The organism is Paenibacillus sp. J31R34, assembly GCF_059383715.1.
This window is the reverse complement of record NZ_JBXENU010000003.1, coordinates 260,143-283,703: the sequence shown is the minus strand read 5'-3', so window position 1 is coordinate 283,703 and position 23,561 is coordinate 260,143. Positions and strand designations below refer to the sequence as shown.

The window sequence follows — 23,561 nt, the reverse complement described above, 5'->3', positions numbered from 1 at the left end:
GTCACCCCATAATTTCTTATTTCCATCAGGCTTCCAGCTTCACTGCCGCATTAAATTGCTCCAGCAGTTGACTTAAGGTCTCTTCGGTCATCGCTCCTCCCGTAAACGGAAGCAGGGCACGAAGCGGCATATAACGCATCGCTGCGAGCATCATATCAGAAGATACCGCATCCGAGGGGCCAGCTTGCGGCGCCATGCTTTGCAAAAATTCAAGAATAGGTGCGGTTTTCGGATTTGCCATTAATTCGCCAAGCGTTGAATTGCGGTGGAATACCGGTACCGATTCAAGCGTTGAAACGACATGTACTGTACCTTGAAGCTGAATATCGCGCGAAGATTTTCCTACAAGAATATGATAATCGCCAGTTTCAGCTTCCCAATCCCCAAGAGACACGTTGTAGCTGGCAAAGCTCCTTTTGTCTAGCGAGAAATGAACGGTCTGTTCTTCGCCCGGTTCAAGTGCAACCTTCGCAAAGCCCTTAAGCTCCTTCTCCGGCCGAATCACGCTGGACTCCTCATCCTTCACATACAGCTGGACAATTTCCTGTCCTCGGCGTGTCCCCGTATTTTTAATGGTTACTGTCACGTTTAGCGTTTCCTGGTCTGTCATTTGTGCCTTGCTTATATGCAGCCCGGAGTAGTCAAAGGTCGTATAGCTTAGTCCATATCCAAATGGAAACAAGGGATCAATATCTTTGGCATCATAATAACGATAACCGACAAAAATACCCTCACGATACTCCACACGATCACCCTCGCCTGGAAAATAGGGGTGTGAAGGGTTATGTCTGAGACTGGCCGGGAACGTTTCTGCAAGCTTGCCGCTTGGATTGGCTTCGCCAAACAAGAGATCAGCGATCGCTCCGCCCGCCGCTTGTCCGCCCAAATAACCTTCAAGCACCGCTTTTACCTGAGGCAGCCACGGCATGACGACAGGGGCACCATTGCTAAGCACAACGACAATATTCGGCTGAACCTGGGCAATCTCCGCAATCAATCGCTGTTGATTAATCGGCAAGTCCAAGTGGCTGCGGTCATAGCCTTCGGATTCATATCGATCAGGCAAGCCCACGAATAACAAAGCAACATCAGCGGCAGCTGCCTGCCGCCTTGCTTCATCCATTAATTCTTCATTGATGTCGTCCAATTCCAGCTCATAACCTTGTGCATAAACAACCGCAGCCGCTTCGCCTGCAAGCTTGACGACTTCCTGATAAGCATGATCTAACCGCGTTGGCTTAATATGCGAGCTTCCGCCGCCCTGATAGCGCACCTTGTCCGCCATCGCCCCGATTACAGCGATTTTTCCATTTTTGTTCAAAGGCAGAATAGCAGCTTCATTTTTCAACAAAACCATCGTTTCTCTGGCTGTCTCCCGCGCCAATGCGTGATGGGCCGCTTGATCATATTCAGCACCTGGCTGACGGCTGTCTGCCGCCTTGAAAATGACAGTGAGCAGGCGTTCAACCGATTCATCGAGTACTGACACATCAAGCTTGCCGGAAAGAACGGCTTCAACTATCTTGCTCTGTCCGACACCGTGGCTGGCCGGCATCTCCAGCTCCATGCCAGCAGCAACACTCGCGTCCGCCTCATTGACTGCTCCCCAGTCGGAAACGACGATACCGAGATGTCCCCATTCCTGCTTCAAAATAGATGTCAGCAGGCTGGCATTTTCCGAGCAATATTCGCCATTGAGCCGATTATAGGCCGACATGACGGTCCATGGCTGCGACTTCTTGACCGCCATTTCAAAACCGGTCAGATAGATCTCCCGAAGCGTCCGTTCATCCACCACAGCATCGGTCGTCATTCGGCGATGCTCTTGATTGTTGACGGCAAAATGCTTCAGCGAAGTGCCGACTCCCTGGCTTTGTACGCCTGCTATATGTGCAGCCGCCATTTCTCCTGTCAAATAGGGGTCTTCGGAAAAATATTCGAAGTTGCGCCCGCAAAGCGGAGAACGCTTAATATTAGCTCCAGGTCCGAGCAAAATAGCCACCTCTTCCGCCTGGCTTTCTTTACCCAAAGCCTCTCCAACGCGCTGCACCAGCTCACGATTCCACGAGCTTGCCAGTCCGGCAGCTGACGGAAAGCAGGTCGCAGGGACGCTTTCATTCAAGCCAAGATGGTCGGAGGGCCCCTTCTGCTTGCGCACGCCGTGCGGACCATCTGTCAAGGTAATAGAAGGAATCCCCAGCCTGTCTATCCCTTTTGTTGTCCAAAAGGAATCACCCGAGCATAGTCCCGCCTTCTCTTCCAGCGTTAATTGCTGCACCAATTGCTTAATGTTCCGTTCCATGAATAAATCTCTCCTTTTATACAATATCTATCCGTTTCAGGTCGAGCAGGCAGATTTTACACCTTAGCACTTATGAAGTATGAAGGATGGGTTACGGTTTATGGATTTTTCTATTCTCCAAATCGTTCAAAATCTGAACATATTGCTTCTCTAAAGAGAATTTGGACAGCAGAATGGCAATAAGAATATAGGCGATAATAGGAATATAAATATTAAAGCCGATAATCATCTGCAGGGCAGCATGACCTTGTTCCGCTGCTCCTTCCTTGTAATTTCCCCATGCCAGCATCCAGCCGATCAGCGCGGTACCGATAGCCGTACCGATCTTCTGTCCAAAGCTGCTGACGCTATTGGTTAGTCCTACAATTCGCTGTCCGTGCTTCCACTCCCCATACTCAATCGTATCTGTAAGCATCGGCATCAGCACAATCATCAGCGGAATCATGCCGAAGGATTGCATGATGGAGCCGACCAGCCCCAGAGACACGCTTTCTACGTCTAGTAAACGAAGCAGTGATCCAGCTATCCCAATTACAAGCCCAACGATTGCCGTATTTCTCTTGCCGATTCGTTTCATGACTGGCCCTGAACCTAAGAAAATGACAACAACCGGGATGAAACCGATCGCACCCATAATGCTAACGAGATTCACATTGCCCCAAATGTATTTGGCATAATACATACCCGATGTTGTGGACAAGGCGAACAAGATGTTAGAAAGCAATCCTACAGCTACGACGATTACCCAGTACTTATTGGTCACAAGCAGCTTAAGCCCCGTCCAGAGCGAATATGATTTCTTGATTTCTCCTAGCTCTCTAAGCTGGTTGGTATTATATTTTTCCTTTGTTGAACGAAAGGCGATGTATATGCCTCCGGCCGCAATGAGCCCATAAATAGAGGCAAGAATCGTCCATTGCTGCTTTCCTCCGCCCATTGCATTCACAATCGGGATAAAACCTATAGCGACAGCCATACCAGCCAAATAGCCAAAGCCTGCCCTGTAAATTCCCATTAATCCCCGTTCCTGCTGATTGCGTGTCGTTAACGCCATAAGGCTGTTGTATGGAATAGAGGTAGGGGTATAGACACAAATAAAAAAGAGCAGATTCGTAAGCACCGCGTAAGTTATTTTGGCCCCCGAGCTCAAATCGGGCATGCTGAAGAGCAAAAAGATAGAAGCAAACATCGGCAAGGTCATCCACAGCAGCCATGGCTTCGCCTGGCCATGCTTTGACTTTGTTCGATCAACCAATACGCCCATTCCAACATCGGCTAACGCATCTAATATCTTGGTCAGCATCATAATCGTTCCGATGATAGCAGCCGAAACCCCTACCACATCCGTATAGTAATACATCATCATACCTACAAGCCCCGTGCTGATGTTCAAGCCAAATTGCCCCATTGCATCTCCTGCTAGACTGCGGTTCGTGCGTTCTCTTGACACTTCTCTTCCTCCTATAATTCTATCTTGGTGTTCTAAGATAAGTGTAAGACCCCCGCAGGCTTGCCGATATAACGCATTTTGAACTTTACATATCGCGATGTTAAGATTGCATGGCAGCAAGCCATTTACACGAGCAGAATACCCTTAAGATCCCGATCTAATTTTTCCATTACCTCTTGTGAAAGCATTCCCCCGCCAAATTCGTTAATCTGTCGAATGGAGACTTGTAAGGCATCCCGCAGCTGCGGACTATTTTCAAGCATCGGTAGCGCTCCATAGATTAATTTTTCACAAGCAGAATTTTTTAAGAGTACGCCAAGTTGAACATCTATACCGTATTCACTAATATTTTCATCCAATAAAATATCCTGATCTGATGCAAATTCACCGAATACCTTTTTGAGCCAGGCGGCACATAGACCAAACCATTTAGCCGCATCGCCATCCACCATAGATCGCAGCCCGCCTGAGGTAACAGGAGTTGCTAAAGACAGGCCATGTACGCCATGCCCAAAAATATGCAATTCGAACGGCACCTTGGACTGCTCCAGAGCGGACGCCAAAGCCAAAGCATTGTTTACAGGCACCAAAGTATCCTCAAACGTATGAAAAATAAAGGCCGGTGGCGTTGAGGCATCCACAGCGGTGTCGATCCCCGGCAATTCAACAGGAAATATTTTGCTATCGGAAGCCAAAATCTGTGGATAACCCAATATCATCGCATTCGGACGAAGGCGTCCCATCGTGCCTAATGCCGAAGCCAAATGCCCGCCTGCCGAGAAGCCGCATACCGCCACCTTCGACGGGTCTACACCCCATTGCTCGCTTTGCTCGCGAATAAGCTCGAGTGCTTCCTCCGCATCGTTCAAAGGTTGGGGGAACGCAGCATTTTGATTAAGCGAATATCTCAAAACGAAAGCCTGATAGCCTTCAGCTAAAAAAGCCATCGCCACCGGCTCGGCCTCTCTGTCCGAACAGCCTCGGTAAGAACCACCCGGAAAAATTAAAATGGCGGGCCGGATTCGCGTGTTTGGCATTTCATGAGACTGCTCAAGCAGGTAAGCAGTTAAGGTGACTTTTTCATTCGTTAATGGCTGAGTAATTAATTTCATAGAATCATTCCATTCTTATTAAATGATGTTCCTGTTAAAAAACAAGAAGGCTATGGTCTAAACCCCAGAGCCTTCCTGTATCACTGCTATTACTTGACGGTTGCATACCATTCGTTTACTTCTTTGGTAATATCATCTCCGCCAGACGATTTCCACTTCTGGACGAAAGCATCGAATGCGTCTACCGGTTTTTTGCCATAAATGATTTCGATATACGTATCCATTTGCATTTTGGTCAGCAATTCTTTTCTCGACAGCATCGTCTTCGTTGACGGTCCTTGGAAGTAATCCCGCACATCCGCATCAGTCTGCTCGGTAGCCACCAGAAGCGCCTTGGTTGTAAAATGCTCAAGTGGATTGGTATCGTCAATGCCCAAAATGCCTGTCGGTGCAAGCGCAGCAAGATCCTTGTTCGTCAAAGGTTCATTTTTCGCCATTTTAAGATTAGCCTCCAGCCTTTTGGAAGGATAAACGGCATCTGCTCCGGCAATCGTATACTTCATCGTAGGCGTTTTCCCACCAGGAATCTGCTTCTCGTCCATATTCGCTTTGCCATCTTGAATGATGTAATCGTAGCCATCCTGAAAGCCTTTGAAAATATAGGGGTCATCCGAATTGTATGCATCAAACATTGCATTCTGATAGTGGAAAAACGCTTGCAATGCTTCTTCGGAGATATCCTTGCTGATCAAAATCGCACTGGAATATGGATTGGCTATAGTGCGCATATTTTTTCCATCGACACCTGCGGGAAGCGGATATGGATTATAGATAGCCGAAGGATTGGACGCCATCAACATGGAGCCCGGATACACCATCATCCAGCTCTCGCCGCCCAGCATACCCACCTTTCCTGCCGTTACGTTCTCCGCCACCTTATTGAAATCATGAAGCGCAATATCATTCGCGATATAGCCCTTGTTCTTCCACTCATTTAATTTTCCAAGCGCCGATTTTATACCGGGCTGAATGGAGCCATACTGAAGATTGCCATCAGCGCCTGGATACCACCTCTCTGGTATGGCTCCAAACAAGCCAAAAATCCACGACGAGTCTCCCATGGGAGCCCCCATCATTTGATCTTTCATTGCAATTTCCAGCCCTACAGTATCTTTCTTTCCGTTCCCATCCGGGTCCTCATTGACGAAGGCGTCCATGAGCGCCTCCAGCTCCTCCAGTGTATTCGGAGCCTTCATATTTAGCTTGTCCAACCAATCCTGGCGGATCCAGAGGGTCGATTGGGTCCCCACGGTCGGTCTCAGTACAGGAATGGCAAATTTCTTTCCGTCCTTCATAAAGGGCTGCCAGGCAGTCGGCTCTTCCTTCAAAGCAGCCTTCCACGTATCGGACGCATACTTGTCAAATGCCTCCGTAACATCCAGCAATTTACCCGAATCAATAAACGTATTGATCGTGCTACCCTGATAAGCGACGAACAGGTCCGGGAGGTCGTCCCCAGAGGAAAGCATCAGCTTCAGCTTCGTATCGTAAGAGCTATCTCCTGAAGGTGAGCTCCATAACGTCTTCAACTCTACGCCTAGCGTATCCTTTGCCCAGCGGGTATGCACATTATCCATGTAGCTTTCGCCATTTTTGAATTTGACAGTCGGATCCTCGCCCCTCACCATCGTGATTGTTACAGCGGGATCGATTTTACCATCTACAATTTTAAATTCTGCCGGTGTTTCAGGCTGTTTCGTATTTCCTGGCTCGCTGCCGTTACTGCAGGCCATAATGGAACTGAGGCTGAGCACTAGCACGAGGCTGGTGAAAATAAATTTCTTCTGGTTGCGCATTTGTTTACCCCCAATTAATATGTGACTGCTTTCTTCTTTATTTTAATAGCGCTTTCAAAGCGTGAATATAACGATAATGCAAGATGCCATAGCGGTATCTTAACTTTCCTCCGCTACTCTTTAACTGCTCCTATAACAATGCCCGCAGTGAAAAATTTTTGCAGTACAGGATAAATAAGCAGAATCGGCAGCGCCCCGATCAGCACCTGGGCAGCCCGAATGGAGCGGTTGTTGATCTTTGCAATTTCATTGACATTGCCGGCATCGACTATCGGAACAGCAATCAGCGATTTCAACAGCGTACTAAGCGGCACATTGTCTCCTCTCATATAAATCGATCCCGCAAACCATTCATTCCAATCACTTACGACCATGAACAGACCAACAGTAGCCAGAACAGGCAGCGACAGCGGCAGAAACATTCTGGAGAACACCTGCCAATGGTTGGCACCGTCCATAAAAGCCGACTCTTCAATTTCCTTGGGCAGTGCCTTGAAAAAATTCATAATCAGGATTAAATAGAAAACATTAACCAATCCAGGGAGCACAAGCGCCCAAATCGAATTATACAATCCGATTTTGGTTACGAGTAAATACGTCGGGATCAAACCCCCGTTAAAAAGCATAGCGACGATGAAGAGGCCGACAAAACCCTTGTAGCCAGCGATACCATCCCTTCCACCACCCTTGGACAATACATACGCTGCCATGCAGTTAACCATTAGCCCAAGACCCAGACTCAGCGCGGTTCGCTGCACAGAAAGCCATATGGCAGGCAAAAATACAGGATTTTCGAGCGCTTTGGTATAGGAATTAAAATTCAGCTCAATCGGAAAAAATGTAACCTTATTGGCCATGACCGCTGCGCTAGAGCTTAACGATATCGCAATGACATGAAGCAAAGGCACAATACAGATAAGCGCCAGCAAAATCATAATGACATTATTGAAGCTCTGAAACCAGCGTTGAGGCGTTGAAATCACTTGCATGGAAATCCCCCTTAGAAAATTTTGTAGTCAGCGACCTTGTAGGCTAATCTGTACGCTCCCATAATGAGAATCAGGCTAACGATGGATTTGAATAAACCTACGGCTGTGGAGAAGCTGTAATTGCCGTCAATTAAGCCAATACGGTAAACAAATGTATCAATAATATCGCCTTTCTCATAGACGAGAGGGTTGTACAAATTGAAAATTTGGTCAAAGCCCGCATTCAGAACTTGGCTCAGCGATAATGTAAGGACGACTACCATCGTCGGAATCATCGAAGGCAGTGTGATATGAAGCATCTGCTTCCATTTGCCAGCCCCGTCCAGCTGCGCGGCTTCGTAAAGCGCTGGATTTATGCCGGCAATAGCTGCCAGAAAGATAATCGACCCATATCCGAATTCCTTCCACACCTCACTGGAGACTACTGTAAAGAGGAACCAGTTATTGTCACCCAGAAAAAAGATTGGCTTTATGCCCATCGCCTGCAGCGCCAGATTGACTAAGCCGGTGTCCGGGTTAAGCAGTTCAACGAAAATGCCGCCGAGCACGACCCATGAAAGAAAGTGCGGGAGGAATACGAACGTTTGAACGGTACTTCTTAGCGCTTTGCGCCGGACCTCATTGATCAGAAGCGCAAAACCAAGAGTAGATATAAAGCCAAAAAACATCTTCAGCATAGCAATTCTCAGCGTATTCCAGATCACCTGTACACTGTCCGGGTATTCAAATAAAAATTTGAACTGCTCAAGGCCCACCCAGTCAGATTTCAGAATGCCTAGATACGGCTTATAGTCTTGAAAAGCCATAACCAGCCCGCCCATTGGCATATAAACAAAGATCAGGACAACCAGTACTGCCGGAATAAGCATCAGATAAAGCTGCCAGCTGTCCTTTCTGCGCACCATTTTCCCTCTGTGATTCTTAGCTGCCACTTCCATAAAAAGCCCCCTACGAAATGAATTTTACCGATGGCTTTAGTTTAAGTGCTGAATCATGGTCCGGGATATAATGCAATACAAAGAAATGATAACGTTTTCTTAACTTGAACGGTCTTGCGGGATATCGTTTTACAAACATCCATTATTCATTCTTAACATTCCGGTCCTGAGTACCGGTCGAGCGTTGTAAACAGCCCTGCTTATGCCTACAATAAGGATAAGCTCCACACGTACCAAAAAGGAAAAGATGCCATGTTCAAACCATATCCGAAAATGCTCAGGCAATATCCAACCTTCATCAAAATATTGATGTTAATTCTTTCTACAACCATTATCGTCATGATCATGTACAGCTACACCATTCAATCCAGCTTGAATACGGTTCGTCAGGACATACAGGCCAATAACCTCAATCGCATCAAATTTGCTGTAAACAGTCTGAACCATAATGTCGAGCAGCTGAATATGCTGGCCGCTGCGCTGGAGACAGACTCCAAGGTCGCGCTTTTGCCTTCCGTCGATTTGATGGACAGCTTCGACCAAATGGTGCTGATCCGGGATTTGACGGAAAAGATGAATCTTCAAAGCTTCTCGGAGGGCTGGAATAATCGCGTATCCATCTATTCCACTATCTTGAGCACCTGGATCGGCACACCCTATATTCCAGAGGCTCCTCTTGCTAGTGAGAACAGCAATGATTGGGTGATGGATTCGCCGCGTCAAACATTTGCCTTGTATCGCTATCATGCTGGATATACCATTCAGGTAGCATTCCCGAAGACGAATATAACCGATATGTTGAATCGAGGAATTATTGACAGCAACGATCCCTTTTTCTTCAAGGAAGGCAGCACCGTTCTTCTTAATGACCAATCGGATGGAGAGAAGGTGCAGCAATTGCTGCACCTTCTCTCCCCCCTTATGAACCAGACGGAAGGCACGGAAATCTTGCCGATTGGCGATGTCTCCTATATGGTCAATTATTTTCGTTCCGAGACGCTTGGCTGGTATATGATCGACTATGTGCCGCTTAATGAGGCTTTGGAGCCCATTATGAAAACCCAAAATACGTTCTACGTTGCCTGCATTATCCTGCTGTTAACCAGCATCCTGACGATATTGTTTCTTTATCGCAAGGTGCAATTGCCGATTGTTGCCCTGTTGAAGGGTGTGCGACTGCTTAAGCATGGAGATTTCACTTACAGGATTAAGCGGTCCAGCCGCAACGAATTTGATATTCTGTACGAAAGCTTCAATGACATGGCCAGCCAGATTGAAGAGCTGATTGAGAAGGTATACAAAGAAAAAATCGTAACGCGCGAGGCGATGGTCAAACAGCTTCAAGCGCAAATCAATCCTCATTTTTTGTATAACTGCCTATTCTTTATCAACAATATGACACGGCTAGGCAATGACGAGGCAGTCACCGCAATGACGCAAAATCTTGCTGAATATTTTCGTTATACTACACGGCTGAATGAACCAATCACTACCCTGGAGAAGGAAATCGCCGTTGTCGAGAACTATATGAACATTCAAAGCCTGCGGATGGAACGACTCCAATACACGATCTCCATCCCTGAATCAATGAGAGAGCTCCGGATTCCCAAGCTTCTAATCCAGCCGCTTGTGGAGAACAGCGTTGTGCACGGTATTGAAGGCAAGCGGAGCGCGAGCCTTGTTAGCGTAACAGGCTGCGAGACTGAAGTTCAGTACCGTATCAGCGTTGAAGATGACGGGAAGGGCCTGAGCAGCGAAGAAATCGTCGCCCTCTCGTCCCGCATCAAGCTTCCGCTTGACGATGCCATGGGCTGTGCGCTATGGAATATTCAGCAGCGAATGATCATTCACTTCGAGTCGCCTTCCGGCATCGAATTTACCAGTAACACCCACGGTGGACTAACGGTCACGTTGTTCTGGCCTAAGCCGCATAGTTAGTTAGATAAGGAGGCAGTTTCCCCATGTACCAGCTATTAATTGTAGATGATGAGCACTCTGTAGTAGATAGTCTCGCCTTTACCATTCCGTGGAGCGATTATGGCATTGACACCGTTTATCCCGCCTATTCGGCAGAGGAAGCGCTGCGCATTGCTGCCAAGCATACGATTGACATTATGATTACCGATATCCGCATGCCGGAAATGGATGGGCTGGAGCTCATTCACCAGCTTCGCCGCCTGTCCAAGAAAATCCGCTCCATTATATTATCCGGGCATGATGAATTTGAATATGCCCAGAAGGCGATCAGCTACGGTGCAGAAAGCTATTTACTCAAACCGGTAGACATTGGGGAATTAATTAAATCTGTGCAAGTGATCATTGCCGCCATCGAACAGGAATGGACCGAATTCAGCTCGCATCAGCGACTGAAGCGCACCTTGCATGCCAATCTTCCGCTGCTAAAAGACCGATTGCTAAACGATCTCATTCAGCAAAAGGCGATCAGCCAGGAGATGCTGCTAGAGCGGCTGTCGTTGCTTGACATCTCCTTCCAGACGGGCGATCCGTTTATCATGATGCTGGTCAGGCTGGATGAGCAGTTCGCAGAATATGACCTTGATTCCCTTTCTCTGCTTGAATATGCTGTGACTAATATTGCGCAGGAAGTATTTCAGGATCTCTTTGAGCTGTGGCATTGCACAACGGATGCCGGCTATTTAGTCTTTTTGATCAAAAGCAAGGAGCAGGAGACTTTAACCTTAGTTGATTCTTCGGCAGTCAAGCTGCAAAAACATGTACAGCGATTTCTGAAGGGCTCGCTGACAATCTGTATTAGCGGAGCTAGATCTTTTCCCGACCATATACAGGACACTTATCATAAAAGCGTAATCTCCATTCAGCGCAATGTCGGCGGTCACAAAAGCTACTTCCTGAAGACGGATGAAACGGTTGTGGAACATGAGGAGAATAGGCTCCTCCCCTTATACGATTTGCCTTTGCTGCCTAGTATGCTGGAATCAGGAAAGTGGGATAAAGCACTTGGTATACTAAGCCGGGCACTTGGCATGAATACAGAGCTTGAGCCCTCGCACGACCAACTGCTCGCTATCGTGCTGCTGGTTTCCTCCGCACTAGCGACAACGTTCTCGGAACAGAACGGACCATTGGAGGAGCAGCTTGGAGAGGAGTTTAACTTGCTGCTCCGCAAGAAAAGCCAATTATCGCGACAGCGGGTATGGGAATGGGCGGAGAAAATCATCATTGGGCTGAGGGACCAATCAGCTATACAGTTAGAGGATTCGCACCAGTTGATTGCCTCAAGGGTTCGCAGCTTTATCGAGGAGCACTTGGCTGAAGGCATCTCCCTGCAATCCGTGGCGGATTATATCGGCCTGCATCCGGTATACCTCTCGAAAGTGTATAAAACCGTAACCAGCGAGACCATCGGCGATTACCTTTATGCTGTCCGAATGGAACGCGCTGCCTACCTGCTCAAAAATTCCGATTTGAAAATTGCCGATGTCAGCAGCCAAATCGGCTTTCTAGCCGCACCCCATTTTATCAAAATTTTTAAGAAACATTATGGCGCCACTCCGCAAGAATACCGCAATAAAACATAAAGCAGAGCCTGCTATCCACATTAGTGTAGGACAGCAGGCTCTTTCATTTGTATAATCAGTGCTTCATTAGCTAACGGGTATCGCTCCGAGCGCCTTATCCAGTTTGTTTAATTGCTCTTCGGTTGCCTCATAGCCCGGATAGGATGCCAAATCTCTAATCGAAGCAGCTCCCATCGGTCCCGCCATTCCAGGCGTCATAGCAGCGGCAATAGGAATGAACTCGACAAGAATCGCTTTAGCTTCCTTTACACCCAGCAGTTCATCAATAGTGGTTCGAGTGCTGAATGTTTTCTTATAAGGCTTACTAGGAACATACGACAATTCATAAATGCCGCTGTCAAGCAGTAGGCTGACCGCCTCCCCTGCTTGCTCCCCTTCTATTTCGCTTTCTTCCAGATTTACGCCATTAATGGCCACATTTGAGACGATGGCATCCGGCAGTAGAACGGTGGCGGTTGCATGGAAAGGAATCGTGAAACGAAAGGCAAGCTTGCCCGCTTCATCAATAGACCACTCGCTTCGATACAAACCTGCTGCCGTATGGACGACGGCTTTGGCCCACTGAAGACGCAGATTAGGCTGTGGAGCAAGGATGGCATGTCGGAAGCCCGGCTTGTCTTCCGCTGGATTTAGTCCGGCAACATGTCGGAACATCCACTCAACTACCGCTCCGTAAGCGTAATGATTAAGTGAATTCATGCCGGTGCTGCTAAGAGAACCATCCGGAAGAATGGCGTTCCAGCGCTCCCATATCGTGGTGGCACCAAGCTCGACAGCGTAGAGCCAGCTTGGATAATCATTATTGAGCAGCAGCGTATACGCAATGTCATTACTGCCTTCTGCAGACAAAACACGATTCAAATATGGCGTGCCAACGAAGCCGGTCCGCAGATGATGGTTGTCAGCACGCATACGCATGCGCAAATCGGCGGCTATGCGGGAGCGGAACTCATCTGGCACTAAATTCATAAACAAAGCAACCGCATACCCGGTTTGGGTGTCCACTGCAAATCGTCCATTCGCGGTAAAAAATTCATCTTTAATCGCCGCACGGATTTCCGCAGCCAGCTGCTCATACTGCTTGGCAAGCTCCACCTTCTGCAATACCCTTGCAGCCTTTGCGACCAATTCGGATGAGTAGCAGTAATAGGCGCTTGCGATCAGATGTGTGTCCGTTCCGCCCATAGGAGTGTCTGGATTCGAACCATCAAGCGCAAGCCAGTCTCCGAAGTGGAAGCCGGTTGTCCATAGCCGTCCCCCCCCTGACTCCTCCTCCGTTTTTCTAATAAAATCTACCCAGGCGCGCATGCTCTCGAATTGTTGTTCGAGAATCGCTTTATCACCGGAATGCAAATAGACGTTCCAAGGTATGATCGTCGCGGCATCGCCCCATGCGCTGGAGCCGCCTCCAGGTACGATGCCAGCCGGTATAACCATCGGCACCATACCGCCTTGATCCTTCTGCTCCTGGTACAAATCGTAGCCGAATTTGCTGAAAAATGCGTATGAATCCATATTAAAGCAAGCTGTTCCCGAGAACACCTGGGCATCTCCGGTCCAGCCCATTCGCTCGTCACGCTGCGGACAGTCCGTCGGCGTGTCAAGGAAATTGCCCTTTTGTCCCCATAGCGCATTGAGGAACAAACGGTTGACTTGTGGATTGCTCGTCTCGAAATGCCCGATCTGCTCCATATCCGAATAAACGACACATCCTGTAAAGTCCTTCGGGTCAAGCTCGCCATGCCATCCCTCTACCTTAACAAAACGGAAGCCATAAAAGGTAAAATAAGGGCGCACAGTCGCTTTATCGCCATTTGCTGTATACACATATTCCGCTTTGGCTGTACGAAGGTTCTCCCGATAGAAATTACCGTTTTGCAGCACCTCTCCATATTGAAGTCGAATGATGGTTCCCGCTGGCGCATTTGTGCGGAACTGCAGCCAGCCAACCATATTCTGCCCCAGATCAATAACCGTTTCGCCCGCAGGGGTAGTCAGAACCTCCACAGGCGCAAGACGTTCCTTCACGACCACTGGCAAGCTGAGCCTCGCCATTAATCGATCATAGCCCAGATCCGCTGCTTTCACCTGATACACACTTGAATCCACAAATGTAGCGTCATATTTCTCGCCATCATAAATATTGCTTTCAATCACCTTGCTTCTCCGCGCAGACCAGCTTTGATCGGTTCCAATCACTTGCGTGGACCCGTCCTTGAATGTCACTATAATTTCCGCTAGCAGCGCAAATTCGTCCCCATAAATATTTTCTTCGCCGCCATCGAAACCGAAGCGCCCCTTGTACCATCCGTTCCCAAGGCTAACTTCAATCTTGTTCTCTCCGGCTTGCAGCAATGCTGTCACATCATAAGTCTGATATTGCAGCCATTTATGATAAGCATTGTATAATGGCGTCAGGTATTCATCTCCTGCCTTGACGCCGTTTAGCTCCATTTCATACAAGCCCAGTCCGCAGACGTATGCGCGTGCAGATGCGATTTCTCCTGGCAGGCTGAAGGTGTGGAACAGAACCGGATGAATCTGCTTATCCAATTCGGGAGAGATCCAGCTAGCAGTCCAAGCTTCACCCAGCTTCGCAGTCTCAAACCAGGCAGGCTCGCTTGTTGCCGTATCTCCATTATCCGCCCATACCGTAACCCGCCAGAAGTAGCGAGTGCGCGGTAATAGCTCTGCATTCCATTCATAGGAAAGGCTATCAATATCGGCTGATTGTCCGCTGTCGAAGATAATGGCTGTGAATGCTTCATCCAGGGCGACCTGAATTTGTGCCATGGTCTGCTTCTTCGCGGTTGTATCCGTTACCACATACGAAAAACGCGGTTTATCTAAAGTGAAGCCTAACGGGTTGACGATACGGTTCGTTTTCAAATTTACGATTTTCATAAGTCAAATCCTCTCTGCCTATAATCATCCTTATCCATCCACTATTATTGTACAAAAATAAATGCGCCCTCTATATAACGCGATATTAAGACCGCATAACGATTTCTTACTCTGGCCCATTGTTAGGTGCCTCGCTCCCTTGCTGCCGCTATATTGATGTGAAAATCCCGAAACAGACTAGCTGTATCGGGATTTCGCGCCATCTATGTTGAAAAACTACAGCGTCAAACCTCCATCGACCAGCACAACGGAGCCGGTCATATAGCTTGAAGCGTCTGAAGACAGAAAAGCTACCACATCCGCCAGTTCTTGAGGCTCTGCATACCGTCCCATCCGCATGTTCGGGAACTCCTCTGGCACATAACCGCTTTCCTGAAGCTGCTGCGGCACGCTTGCCGTAATGCCAGTCGCTACTCCACCCGGACAAATCGCGTTTACTCTAATGCCCTTCTTCACATATTCGAGGGCCGCACCTTTTGTCAAACCAATTACACCATGCTTGCTCGCCGTATACGCTGCAAGGCTGTGCTCCGCCCGTATGCCAGTTGTTGAAGCTGTATTTATAATATTGCCATAGCCCTGCTTGTCCATTACTTTCAGTGCATACTTCATACCAAGAAATACGCCTTTAAGATTTACATTGATGATACGGTCAAAATGCTCCTCGTCAATGTCCTGCAGCAGCGAAAACTTCTGGATGATGCCCGCATTATTGAATAGGCAGTCGATTTTGCCATACGTTTCAAGCGTTGCGTCCATGTAACGCTGCACATCCGCGCTTTTGGAAATATCCGCCTGTACGAAGATCCCTTCTCCGCCTTGCTCCTTGAGCATGTGAAGCGTTTCCCGGCCAGCCTCTTCATTAAAATCAACAACCGTTACCTTAGCTCCGCTTGCAGCCAGCTTAAGCGCACTTGCCCTGCCGATACCGCCAGCCGCTCCAGTAACAATGATCACTTTACCCTCATGAGACAATGCGTGAGCGGTACCCGGCTTCGGTGCGGCTGCCACAGGCTTGGCAGGAGCTTGGGTAATTTCCACCGAGCTCAGATCAGCTTTCAAAGCGTTTAGCCTACCCTGAGGCAAATCCACCTGCGGAATCGCAGCCAGTTGATCCAGTGTATGCATAGCTGCCATCTTGAAGGTCGGCTCATTAATAAACTCTGGCAGATGCTTGGCCAAAATGGCAACCGCTTGCTCGCTCGCGAGAAGCTCGCCAATTGTCCATTTTTCATTATAAGACATGTAAAATTACCTCCTGGATGATAAATAAAATATTAATGATAGTAATGCTATCACTTAGATATTAACAATATCATATTTTTATTTTCCGCACAACCTCTATGAATTCGCCCCCTCTCCCAACGAAATTGACAGATACTATTAAGTTTGTTAGCATGTTCACACGAACAAACGCAAATGAGGAAGTGAAATGTTGGACGCAAAAAGCAGGTATGAGCAAGAACGACGCAGCATTAAATCAATGCGCGAGGAAAGCATTATGGAAGCAGCTAAGAAGCTGTTTGTCCGCAAGGGCTTCGATAAAACAACGATGCAGGAGATTGCGGATGAAGTGCCGCTCGGTATCGCCACCATCTTTCGTTATTTTCCCAAAAAAGAGAAGCTGATCGTTGCGGTCGCAAGCGCCATTATCGCTTCCCAGTCAGAAGTCTTCCGCTCGGTGAGCGAAATAAACGGCAATTGCCTTGAAAAACTCAGCTATCTATTTGATCTGTTCATTTCATTCCATCAAGAGAAACACCGCGAGAACATACAACTGATTGAAGCTTTTGATAGCTGGGCTTACTTACCTCATGAGCAGGCGGATATGCTTGAGGAATATCATGCCATTTTCGAGAGCAACAAGCTGCTATTTAAAACGCTTATCGAACAGGGCCGCGAGGACGGCTCCATTCGCAACGACATTTCCGTCGATGATACGTTAATGACCATGATCAATGTGTTCGGCAGTTTTGCCAAAAAAGTATCGATGTCCTACAACTTGGTCATTTTCAAAGATAATGCAGGGACAATCGGCCAGCTTCAAGTGTTGAAGACCGTGTTTCTGGACTATTTGCGGCCACCGGGCAGCGCTTGACATAGCGAGCTTTATCTAACTTTCAACTAGCTCCCGTTAGGAAAATGGCAGCTTGTCAGCTGCAAGAACATTTCCATTAAAATGTAACCGGAATTTCTGTTGCTCCCCTGATGATAATGCCTGGGCGCCATTCCAACTTTGCCAGATCGGTTTTCAAACGAAGCTCAGGCATACGGCGCAGCAAGGTGCTGATGGCCATTTCGCCTTCCAGCCTTGCAAGCGGAGCTCCAAGACAATAATGGATACCTTTGCCGAACGCAATATGTTGATTCGCTTGTCTTGTAATGTCCAGCGAATCTGGATCACTAAATTGCTCGATATCCCGGTTTGCTGAAGCAAACGATATAAGCACCATTTCTCCTTCAAGAATAGACTTTCCTTGGAACTCAACAGCCTCTGTCACCCACCGGATATTGCTGGCTTCAGCCGGTCCGTTATAACGCAAAATCTCTTCTATAGCTGAATGAATAAGCTCAGGCTGCTTCAGCAGCTTTTCCTTTTGCTCCGGAAACTCCAGCAAAGCAAGCACACCGTTCCCAATTAAATTAACAGTGGTTTCATGGCCTGCAATAATCAAGACAAATATGAGAGCATACATTTCCTGCTCAGACAGCTTATCTCCTTGCTCCTCCGTCTTAATTAAATCACTAATCAAATCATTTTGAGGATTCTGCCGCCGCTCTGTAATCAAACCATGCAAATAGCTTATAAAAGCTTCAACAGCTTTCGAGCCCTTCTCGGTATAGGATGGATTGTAGGCTCCCTCCATAATCGTATTGGACCAATCGCGAAATTTATCCTGATCTTGAACTGGCACGCCGAGCATTTCACAAATAACGATAATCGGCAAAGGAAAAGCAAAATCTTCTATTAAGTTCATTTCTCCTTTATCCTGTACCTTGTCAAGCAAATGATTGCCAATTTCTTCTATTCGGCCTCGCAGCCCTTCAATCATCCGCGGGGTGAAAGCCTTCTGGACTAAATGACGAAGACGCCGATGATCAGCAGGCCCAACGCTAAGCAAATTTTTCGAAAGAATATTATGATGATCTGTTGGCTCTTCCTGTTGCATCCAAGGAGGATTAGTAACAAAACGCGGGTCCTTCAAAATGGCAAGTGCATCTTCATATCGGGTAACAATCCATGCATACTGCCCGCTAGGCATCATAAAACGATAAACCGGATCTTCTCTGCGAATTTCACTGTAGACGGGAAATGGATTACGAGTAAACGCCTGATCGAAAAAATCAATCTTTGACTTCGGACCATTTTTTTCCTGATGATTCATCATTTGAATGCCCTCTTTCCTGTATAGATTCATTATTTTGTCGTGAGTTATACCGCTTTTTCTTCATAGGGCTGAATGTCAGAGGTAGCACTCTTTTTCTCAGGACGGGCGATTTGACTCATAACCGCCTCACCCTCCACATCGATATTAGGCAATATACGATCCAGCCACTTTGGCAAATACCACGCAGATCGGCCAAGCAGCATCATAATGGCTGGAACGATTGCCATTCTGACCACAAATGCGTCAAACAGTACTCCGAAAGCTAGTGCAAGCCCCATTGATTTTATAATCGGATCCTCTGCGAAAATAAATCCAGCAAATACGGCAATCATGATCAGGCCTGCGGCTGTAACGACTGCTCCACTGTTGCGAATGCCCGAAATAACCGCTTTACGTGCATCGCCCGTATGTGTAAATTCCTCTCGCATGCGGCTAACCAGAAACACCTCATAATCCATAGCCAGCCCGAACAGAATGCCAACGACGATAACAGGGAGGAAGTTTAAAATAGGCCCCGGCTCCGGTATTCCGAATAGACCGGTCATATTGCCATCCTGAAGAACAAACACCACAAAACCTAGCGTAGCTGTCAGTGATAGTAAAAATCCAACAACGGCTTTAATCGGCACAAGGATGGATCTGAATACCATGGTCAATAGTATAAGAGCAAGGATGACAATAACGAGTGCAAATTTAGGGAGAGCTTCGCTTAGCTTCTCTGATATGTCAATATTTACTGCGGCAGCACCAGTAACCAGTAATTTGACATGATCCTGCTTCTCCACATTTAGCGACAGCTCCCGAATATGCTGAACCAAATCCCCGGTTTCGGTATCATGCGGACCTGACTGCGGGGTAACGGTCAGCATGGCGGCGTTGCCTGAAGGACTAGGGTAAGCTGGTGTAACACTCGCTACATTTTCCAAGGAGCTTAACCCTTCTGTTGCCTTGGCAATTGCAGCCTGTGGATCACTTTCTCCTTCAGCCACAGCCACAACGATCAACGGCGAATGATAGCCTGGACCATAAGCTTCCGAAAGCAGATCGAATGCGCGACGCTCAGTTGTTTCTTCTGACTTCGTACCATTATCAGGAAGGCCAAGCTGCATATGAAAAAATGGGATACTGATCGTCGCCAGAATAATGATTCCAACGATGGCCACAGAAACGGGGCGACGCGCAATCAGCTTGCTCCATGACTCCAGCACCGAAGTTTTCGAATTCTTCCTCTTGAATTTGTTTATGAAAGCATTTTTTCGTGCTGGGCCAATGCGATGGCCTGCAATGGAAAGCACAGCTGGTACGAAGATAATGGCAATCAGAATGGATACAAAAACACAAATTGCAGCTGCGAGCCCCATCATAGCCAGGAAAGGAATCTGGACAACGGCTAAACCCAATAAGGCAATGACAACCGTTAGGCCGGCAAATACGACAGAGCTGCCTGCTGTTGCATTCGCAATGGCGACCGAATCCTCCACATCATAACCTTCTGCCAGCTGCTGCCGGAAACGGGCCAGAATAAACAAGGCATAATCGATTCCAACTGCCAATCCTAGCATGACTGCCAAGGAAATAGAGGCTGATGACATGTCTAAAACATTCGAACCGATAAAAATACACATCAAACCAATGCCGAGTCCAATAATCGCGGTAAGAATCGGAATACCTGCCGCTAGAAAGGACGTTAGGGTAAGCGCCAAAACAATAAAGGCAATGATGACACCAACCGCTTCCATTGCACTCATGATCTCCAATTCAGAGAAAGCGACGTCTCCTCCAAGTTCTGTCTGAATGCCTTCATTCCGTGTATCTTCAATAATGCTCCGTACATGCTCTTTTGATTCCTCGCTCACCTCACCTGCGGGTAGCTTATAAACGAGCGAAGCATACCCTATTTGACTTGTTTCGTTGAGCGATCCGTTTTCATATGGACTGATTACCTGATCAACGGCAGGGTCTTCAGCCGCCTTGCTCAATACATTTTCAATTTGCTTAACGATAGAATCCGTTTTAAGGGTTTGACCTTCTGGCGCTTTGAATATCAGCATCACCTGCCCTCCGCTTTGTTCCGACACGCCAAACTCCTTACTTAATACTTTGCCTGCTTCCTCCGATTTCGTGCCAGGAATGGACATATCGCCAGTGAATGAGATTCCCATACTTAGTGCAGCTGCTACACTCAGCAGTAAAACGAGTAACCCGCCAATAATGACTTTTATTCGGGACCGATAAGCCCAACGTCCCAGCAAATACAAATACTTGGCCATATTTTTTTACCTCCGTGAAATAAGGATGAACACTCATGGTGTCGCTTATTTCATTGTAGCTAACATTCCTTCCACGGAAATCGTCCATAAGGGCATGTACGTTATGTACTTTAGGGCAGCAAGCTTATTCACTAAATAAAAAAAAGTGCACAAGAATATCCTCTGCACTTTCATTTCCTTCGTCTAGACTGATCTAATCCTCCTACAAGGTCGAGCAATAAAAATCCGCCTCTCCACGGAACGTTCCATATTCAACTCTCCCAACTGATGAAATGGTGTAATAATTCAAGTTTAACGGACAGATCAACCTCGTTATATAACGATATATTAAGGCAGGATAAATGGATCTCAACTTAAGTGAGGAGTCTCTATTCTTAACTCTCACTTTAGTTTTGGGTACTTATGAAAACACCAAACCCTCCACCGTTACATGAATTTCTTTGACCGCCAGACCCGTCATATGCTCCACTTCTTTCGCGACCCTGCGCTGCAGCTCGTAACACACCTCATGGATCTTGCAGCCATAACTGATGTTAATGGTCAAGTTAATAGCCACGTCTTGTTGATTCGCCTCTACTAAAACGCCCTGCTGCGCATGAACGCCACGCAGCCGCTTTACAAGGTTCTCTACTATGCCCATTGGCATAGACACAATTGGTTTTGTTTCCAAAACGACTTTGTGGGCGATTTTAGCAACTACCTGATCTGAAATGTGAATCATTCCTTCATATGTGCCTTCCAATTTTCATGCTCCTCTCGCAGTTACTGTTGCCTTCGACCTCATAGGTTTATAATAAAAGAAGTCACAATAAAAAAAATCGTACATAAGGGCAGCAGCCTTATGTACGATCGGGCATTATTTATTTCTGTTAAAACAACCTACTGTGCATCTTCAATATCTTGTTGGTTATAATTGAAGAATCCCTTTTTCAATGGCTATTACCACAGCTTGGGACCTAGAATCAACGCCTAATTTATTGTAAATATTGGTTAAATGAGCTTTAACTGTCCGTTCTGAAATGCCAAGGTTAAAGGCGATTTCCTTACTGCGAAAGCCTTTAGCAATCGATTCAAGAATAAGGAGCTCCTTCTCTGTTATTTGAATAGCTTCCTTACGTACAGCAGGAGCTGTTCTAGCTCTAAAGATTCTCTCTGTCACATCAGGCTGAAGCAAGGTTTCTCCTCTAAGTGCCGAATCCATCGTGCGAATTAGATTTTCCCTGCTTGTATCCTTGAGCAAATACCCTTTCGCTCCCTTCGCCAAACCATTAATCATATGCTCGTCTTCATTATAGGTCGTTAAAATAATAACAGGAATATTTATCCCGAGCTGCTGCATCTGATCCATTGTTTCAAGACCGCTCATGACGGGCATATTCAAATCCATTAAAATAACATCCGGCCTCTGCTCCTTCATCATGCGTAAGGCTATCGAACCATCCCCTGCTTCCCCAACGACCTGAAATCTGTCATCGGTTTCGAGAATTAATTTTAGCCCTTCTCTGACCAGCCAATGATCATCGACAATCAACACTTTATATTTCATCATGACTCCCCTTTGGATACCGGCTTGGAAATTCGAATGGAACTGCCTTCTCCTGCTCGGCTCACAATCTCTACCATGCCGCCTATCAGGCGGGCACGTTCTTGAAGTCCAATTAGCCCATAATGGCCTGCTACCTTGCCAACTGCATCGGTGTCAAAGCCTTTCCCATCATCCCTAATTTCTATGATTAGCCTTTCAAGCTTGTCTGTAACCGTAACCCAGACCTGCTGCGCCTGCGCATGCTTCGCAATATTCGTCAAGCATTCACTTACCATATGAAAACTATGCTCCACTACGATTTTCGGCCAAGTTAACCGAACATGCATGGTAAGAGCAACTCTAATCCCAGTCGAATGAATAAAATGTTCTACTTCCTCCTGAATCACCTCTTCAAAATTGAGATCAGACGATGATACGGAACGCAGATCATCTATCGCCTTACGGGCATCCGCAAGCGTCCTGCGAGCCTGCCTCATGGATTGACCTACAATCTCATGCGCTCTGCCTGAGTTTCCTTTCAGAAGATGGGAATCAATTGCTTCAAGCTGCATAATAAGACCGGCAACCCCTTGCGCAAGTGTGTCGTGCAGATCCCGTGCCATCCGTTGTCTCTCATTAGCAAGTGTGAGCTCTTCTACCTTTAAATGGGCTATTTCCAAATCACTTAGAAAGGTCTGTGTACGAACACGTTCACGGACTTGTTGATAAAATAATATGGCATAAGCAATAACAACAATCATCATCAGGAGGAACAGTGGAATATACAAACCCAGTCGCTCTGTATCTCTTACACTGACGATTGCCAGGCAAAACAATGCATATAATAATAATGAGAGATAAATAATCTTAGCTTTGCGGTAATAAATACTTACACTTTGTGCAATGAGAACTGGAAAAAGGCCGATTAAAGCTGCGGGAAAACCTGAAGGCATTAGTAGGGCCGAAACAAAAATTAACAGTCCTTGTATGAGAAAGTATACCCATGGTCGATCTTTAACAAGACTATGACTATTCCAATGAAAAACGGCATGAAGCGAAATCACTACTGAAAATATTAAACTTTGCAATAAACGCGGATCTAGCGTATTCTGCAAAATAATGGTTGCTGCATAAACAAGCCCCACCCATAATAAAATAGGAGCCCTTGAAATGCTTAACTCATATATCCTGTTCCTTTCCATCTCCCCACCTCTTTATGTATCATTATATACGTAAAACCACAAATTTAAATGTACGTTGGTACATGCCCGTTCGTACAAAATATAACGACTATTACAGTGAGAACATCAAAAAATGAAGGAGAGG

General features: G+C 46.9%; 16 protein-coding genes. 3 read left to right on the top strand and 13 right to left on the bottom strand.

Annotation, left to right across the window (positions count from 1 at the left end; translation table 11 throughout):
• Positions 1-25: 25 nt before the first annotated feature.
• The 6 genes from AC50YG_RS10640 to AC50YG_RS10615 form a co-directional block, all read right to left on the bottom strand.
• Positions 26-2,302 carry a beta-glucosidase family protein gene (locus AC50YG_RS10640; RefSeq protein ID WP_494826702.1) on the bottom strand — a complete coding sequence of 759 codons (2,277 nt, stop codon included), beginning with the start codon at positions 2,300-2,302 and terminating at the stop codon, positions 26-28.
• A gap of 91 nt (positions 2,303-2,393) precedes the next feature.
• Positions 2,394-3,752 (bottom strand): MFS transporter, encoded by a 1,359-nt coding sequence (locus tag AC50YG_RS10635; RefSeq protein ID WP_494826701.1) that lies wholly within the window; start codon positions 3,750-3,752, stop codon positions 2,394-2,396.
• A 125-nt stretch (positions 3,753-3,877) separates the two neighbouring features.
• Positions 3,878-4,864 carry an alpha/beta hydrolase gene (locus tag AC50YG_RS10630; RefSeq protein ID WP_494826699.1) on the bottom strand — a complete coding sequence of 329 codons (987 nt, stop codon included), beginning with the start codon at positions 4,862-4,864 and terminating at the stop codon, positions 3,878-3,880.
• Positions 4,865-4,953: 89 nt separating this feature from the next.
• Positions 4,954-6,660: a type 2 periplasmic-binding domain-containing protein gene (locus AC50YG_RS10625; RefSeq protein WP_494826698.1), complete on the bottom strand. Its 1,707-nt coding sequence runs from the start codon at positions 6,658-6,660 to the stop codon at positions 4,954-4,956.
• A gap of 113 nt (positions 6,661-6,773) precedes the next feature.
• Complete coding sequence (locus AC50YG_RS10620; protein ID WP_494826696.1) at positions 6,774-7,649, bottom strand: carbohydrate ABC transporter permease; 876 nt, start codon at positions 7,647-7,649, stop codon at positions 6,774-6,776.
• Between the two features lie 11 nt (positions 7,650-7,660).
• The gene (locus tag AC50YG_RS10615) at positions 7,661-8,554 is read right to left on the bottom strand and encodes an ABC transporter permease (protein WP_494827163.1); all 894 of its coding nucleotides are present in this window, start codon (positions 8,552-8,554) and stop codon (positions 7,661-7,663) included.
• A 285-nt stretch (positions 8,555-8,839) separates the two neighbouring features.
• Here AC50YG_RS10615 and AC50YG_RS10610 point away from each other — a divergent pair, with 285 nt between their 5' ends.
• Together AC50YG_RS10610 and AC50YG_RS10605 are read left to right on the top strand one after the other, a co-directional pair.
• Positions 8,840-10,525, top strand: a complete 1,686-nt coding sequence (locus tag AC50YG_RS10610; RefSeq protein WP_494826694.1) for a sensor histidine kinase — start codon at positions 8,840-8,842, stop codon at positions 10,523-10,525.
• Between the two features lie 23 nt (positions 10,526-10,548).
• On the top strand, positions 10,549-12,147 hold the full coding sequence (locus tag AC50YG_RS10605) for a response regulator (protein ID WP_494826693.1): 1,599 nt from the start codon (positions 10,549-10,551) through the stop codon (positions 12,145-12,147).
• Positions 12,148-12,213: 66 nt separating this feature from the next.
• Here AC50YG_RS10605 and AC50YG_RS10600 read toward each other — a convergent pair whose 3' ends face one another.
• Complete coding sequence (locus tag AC50YG_RS10600) at positions 12,214-15,051, bottom strand: alpha-L-rhamnosidase (protein WP_494826692.1); 2,838 nt, start codon at positions 15,049-15,051, stop codon at positions 12,214-12,216.
• Between the two features lie 216 nt (positions 15,052-15,267).
• A complete protein-coding gene (locus AC50YG_RS10595; protein ID WP_494827161.1) occupies positions 15,268-16,026 on the bottom strand; it encodes an SDR family NAD(P)-dependent oxidoreductase in 759 nt (252 codons plus the stop codon).
• Between the two features lie 457 nt (positions 16,027-16,483).
• Here AC50YG_RS10595 and AC50YG_RS10590 point away from each other — a divergent pair, with 457 nt between their 5' ends.
• Positions 16,484-17,149, top strand: a complete 666-nt coding sequence (locus AC50YG_RS10590) for a TetR/AcrR family transcriptional regulator (RefSeq protein WP_494826690.1) — start codon at positions 16,484-16,486, stop codon at positions 17,147-17,149.
• Between the two features lie 76 nt (positions 17,150-17,225).
• Here the strand turns inward: AC50YG_RS10590 and AC50YG_RS10585 are convergent, their stop codons facing one another.
• From AC50YG_RS10585 to AC50YG_RS10565, 5 genes are all read right to left on the bottom strand, one after another.
• Entirely contained in the window at positions 17,226-18,440 is a 1,215-nt protein-coding gene (locus tag AC50YG_RS10585; RefSeq protein ID WP_494826688.1) for a cytochrome P450 family protein, read from the bottom strand.
• Positions 18,441-18,484: 44 nt separating this feature from the next.
• Positions 18,485-20,710 (bottom strand): MMPL family transporter, encoded by a 2,226-nt coding sequence (locus tag AC50YG_RS10580; protein ID WP_494826686.1) that lies wholly within the window; start codon positions 20,708-20,710, stop codon positions 18,485-18,487.
• A 400-nt stretch (positions 20,711-21,110) separates the two neighbouring features.
• Positions 21,111-21,452 carry an Asp23/Gls24 family envelope stress response protein gene (locus AC50YG_RS10575; RefSeq protein WP_494826684.1) on the bottom strand — a complete coding sequence of 114 codons (342 nt, stop codon included), beginning with the start codon at positions 21,450-21,452 and terminating at the stop codon, positions 21,111-21,113.
• 165 nt (positions 21,453-21,617) lie between these two features.
• Entirely contained in the window at positions 21,618-22,256 is a 639-nt protein-coding gene (locus tag AC50YG_RS10570; protein WP_494826682.1) for a response regulator, read from the bottom strand.
• Positions 22,256-23,437 carry a sensor histidine kinase gene (locus tag AC50YG_RS10565; protein ID WP_494826681.1) on the bottom strand — a complete coding sequence of 394 codons (1,182 nt, stop codon included), beginning with the start codon at positions 23,435-23,437 and terminating at the stop codon, positions 22,256-22,258. The genes AC50YG_RS10570 and AC50YG_RS10565 overlap by 1 nt, the downstream gene beginning before the upstream one ends.
• Positions 23,438-23,561 lie beyond the last annotated feature (124 nt).

Coding starts and splice junctions, on each gene's coding strand:
- AC50YG_RS10585 (WP_494826688.1), bottom strand. CDS start 18,440: ATGATGAATCATCAGGAAAAAAATGGTCCGAAGTCAAAGATTGATTTT.
- AC50YG_RS10590 (WP_494826690.1), top strand. CDS start 16,484: ATGTTGGACGCAAAAAGCAGGTATGAGCAAGAACGACGCAGCATTAAA.
- AC50YG_RS10610 (WP_494826694.1), top strand. CDS start 8,840: ATGTTCAAACCATATCCGAAAATGCTCAGGCAATATCCAACCTTCATC.
- AC50YG_RS10625 (WP_494826698.1), bottom strand. CDS start 6,660: ATGCGCAACCAGAAGAAATTTATTTTCACCAGCCTCGTGCTAGTGCTC.
- AC50YG_RS10580 (WP_494826686.1), bottom strand. CDS start 20,710: ATGGCCAAGTATTTGTATTTGCTGGGACGTTGGGCTTATCGGTCCCGA.
- AC50YG_RS10565 (WP_494826681.1), bottom strand. CDS start 23,437: ATGGAAAGGAACAGGATATATGAGTTAAGCATTTCAAGGGCTCCTATT.
- AC50YG_RS10620 (WP_494826696.1), bottom strand. CDS start 7,649: ATGCAAGTGATTTCAACGCCTCAACGCTGGTTTCAGAGCTTCAATAAT.
- AC50YG_RS10605 (WP_494826693.1), top strand. CDS start 10,549: ATGTACCAGCTATTAATTGTAGATGATGAGCACTCTGTAGTAGATAGT.
- AC50YG_RS10570 (WP_494826682.1), bottom strand. CDS start 22,256: ATGAAATATAAAGTGTTGATTGTCGATGATCATTGGCTGGTCAGAGAA.
- AC50YG_RS10615 (WP_494827163.1), bottom strand. CDS start 8,554: ATGGTGCGCAGAAAGGACAGCTGGCAGCTTTATCTGATGCTTATTCCG.
- AC50YG_RS10600 (WP_494826692.1), bottom strand. CDS start 15,051: ATGAAAATCGTAAATTTGAAAACGAACCGTATCGTCAACCCGTTAGGC.
- AC50YG_RS10630 (WP_494826699.1), bottom strand. CDS start 4,864: ATGAAATTAATTACTCAGCCATTAACGAATGAAAAAGTCACCTTAACT.
- AC50YG_RS10640 (WP_494826702.1), bottom strand. CDS start 2,302: ATGGAACGGAACATTAAGCAATTGGTGCAGCAATTAACGCTGGAAGAG.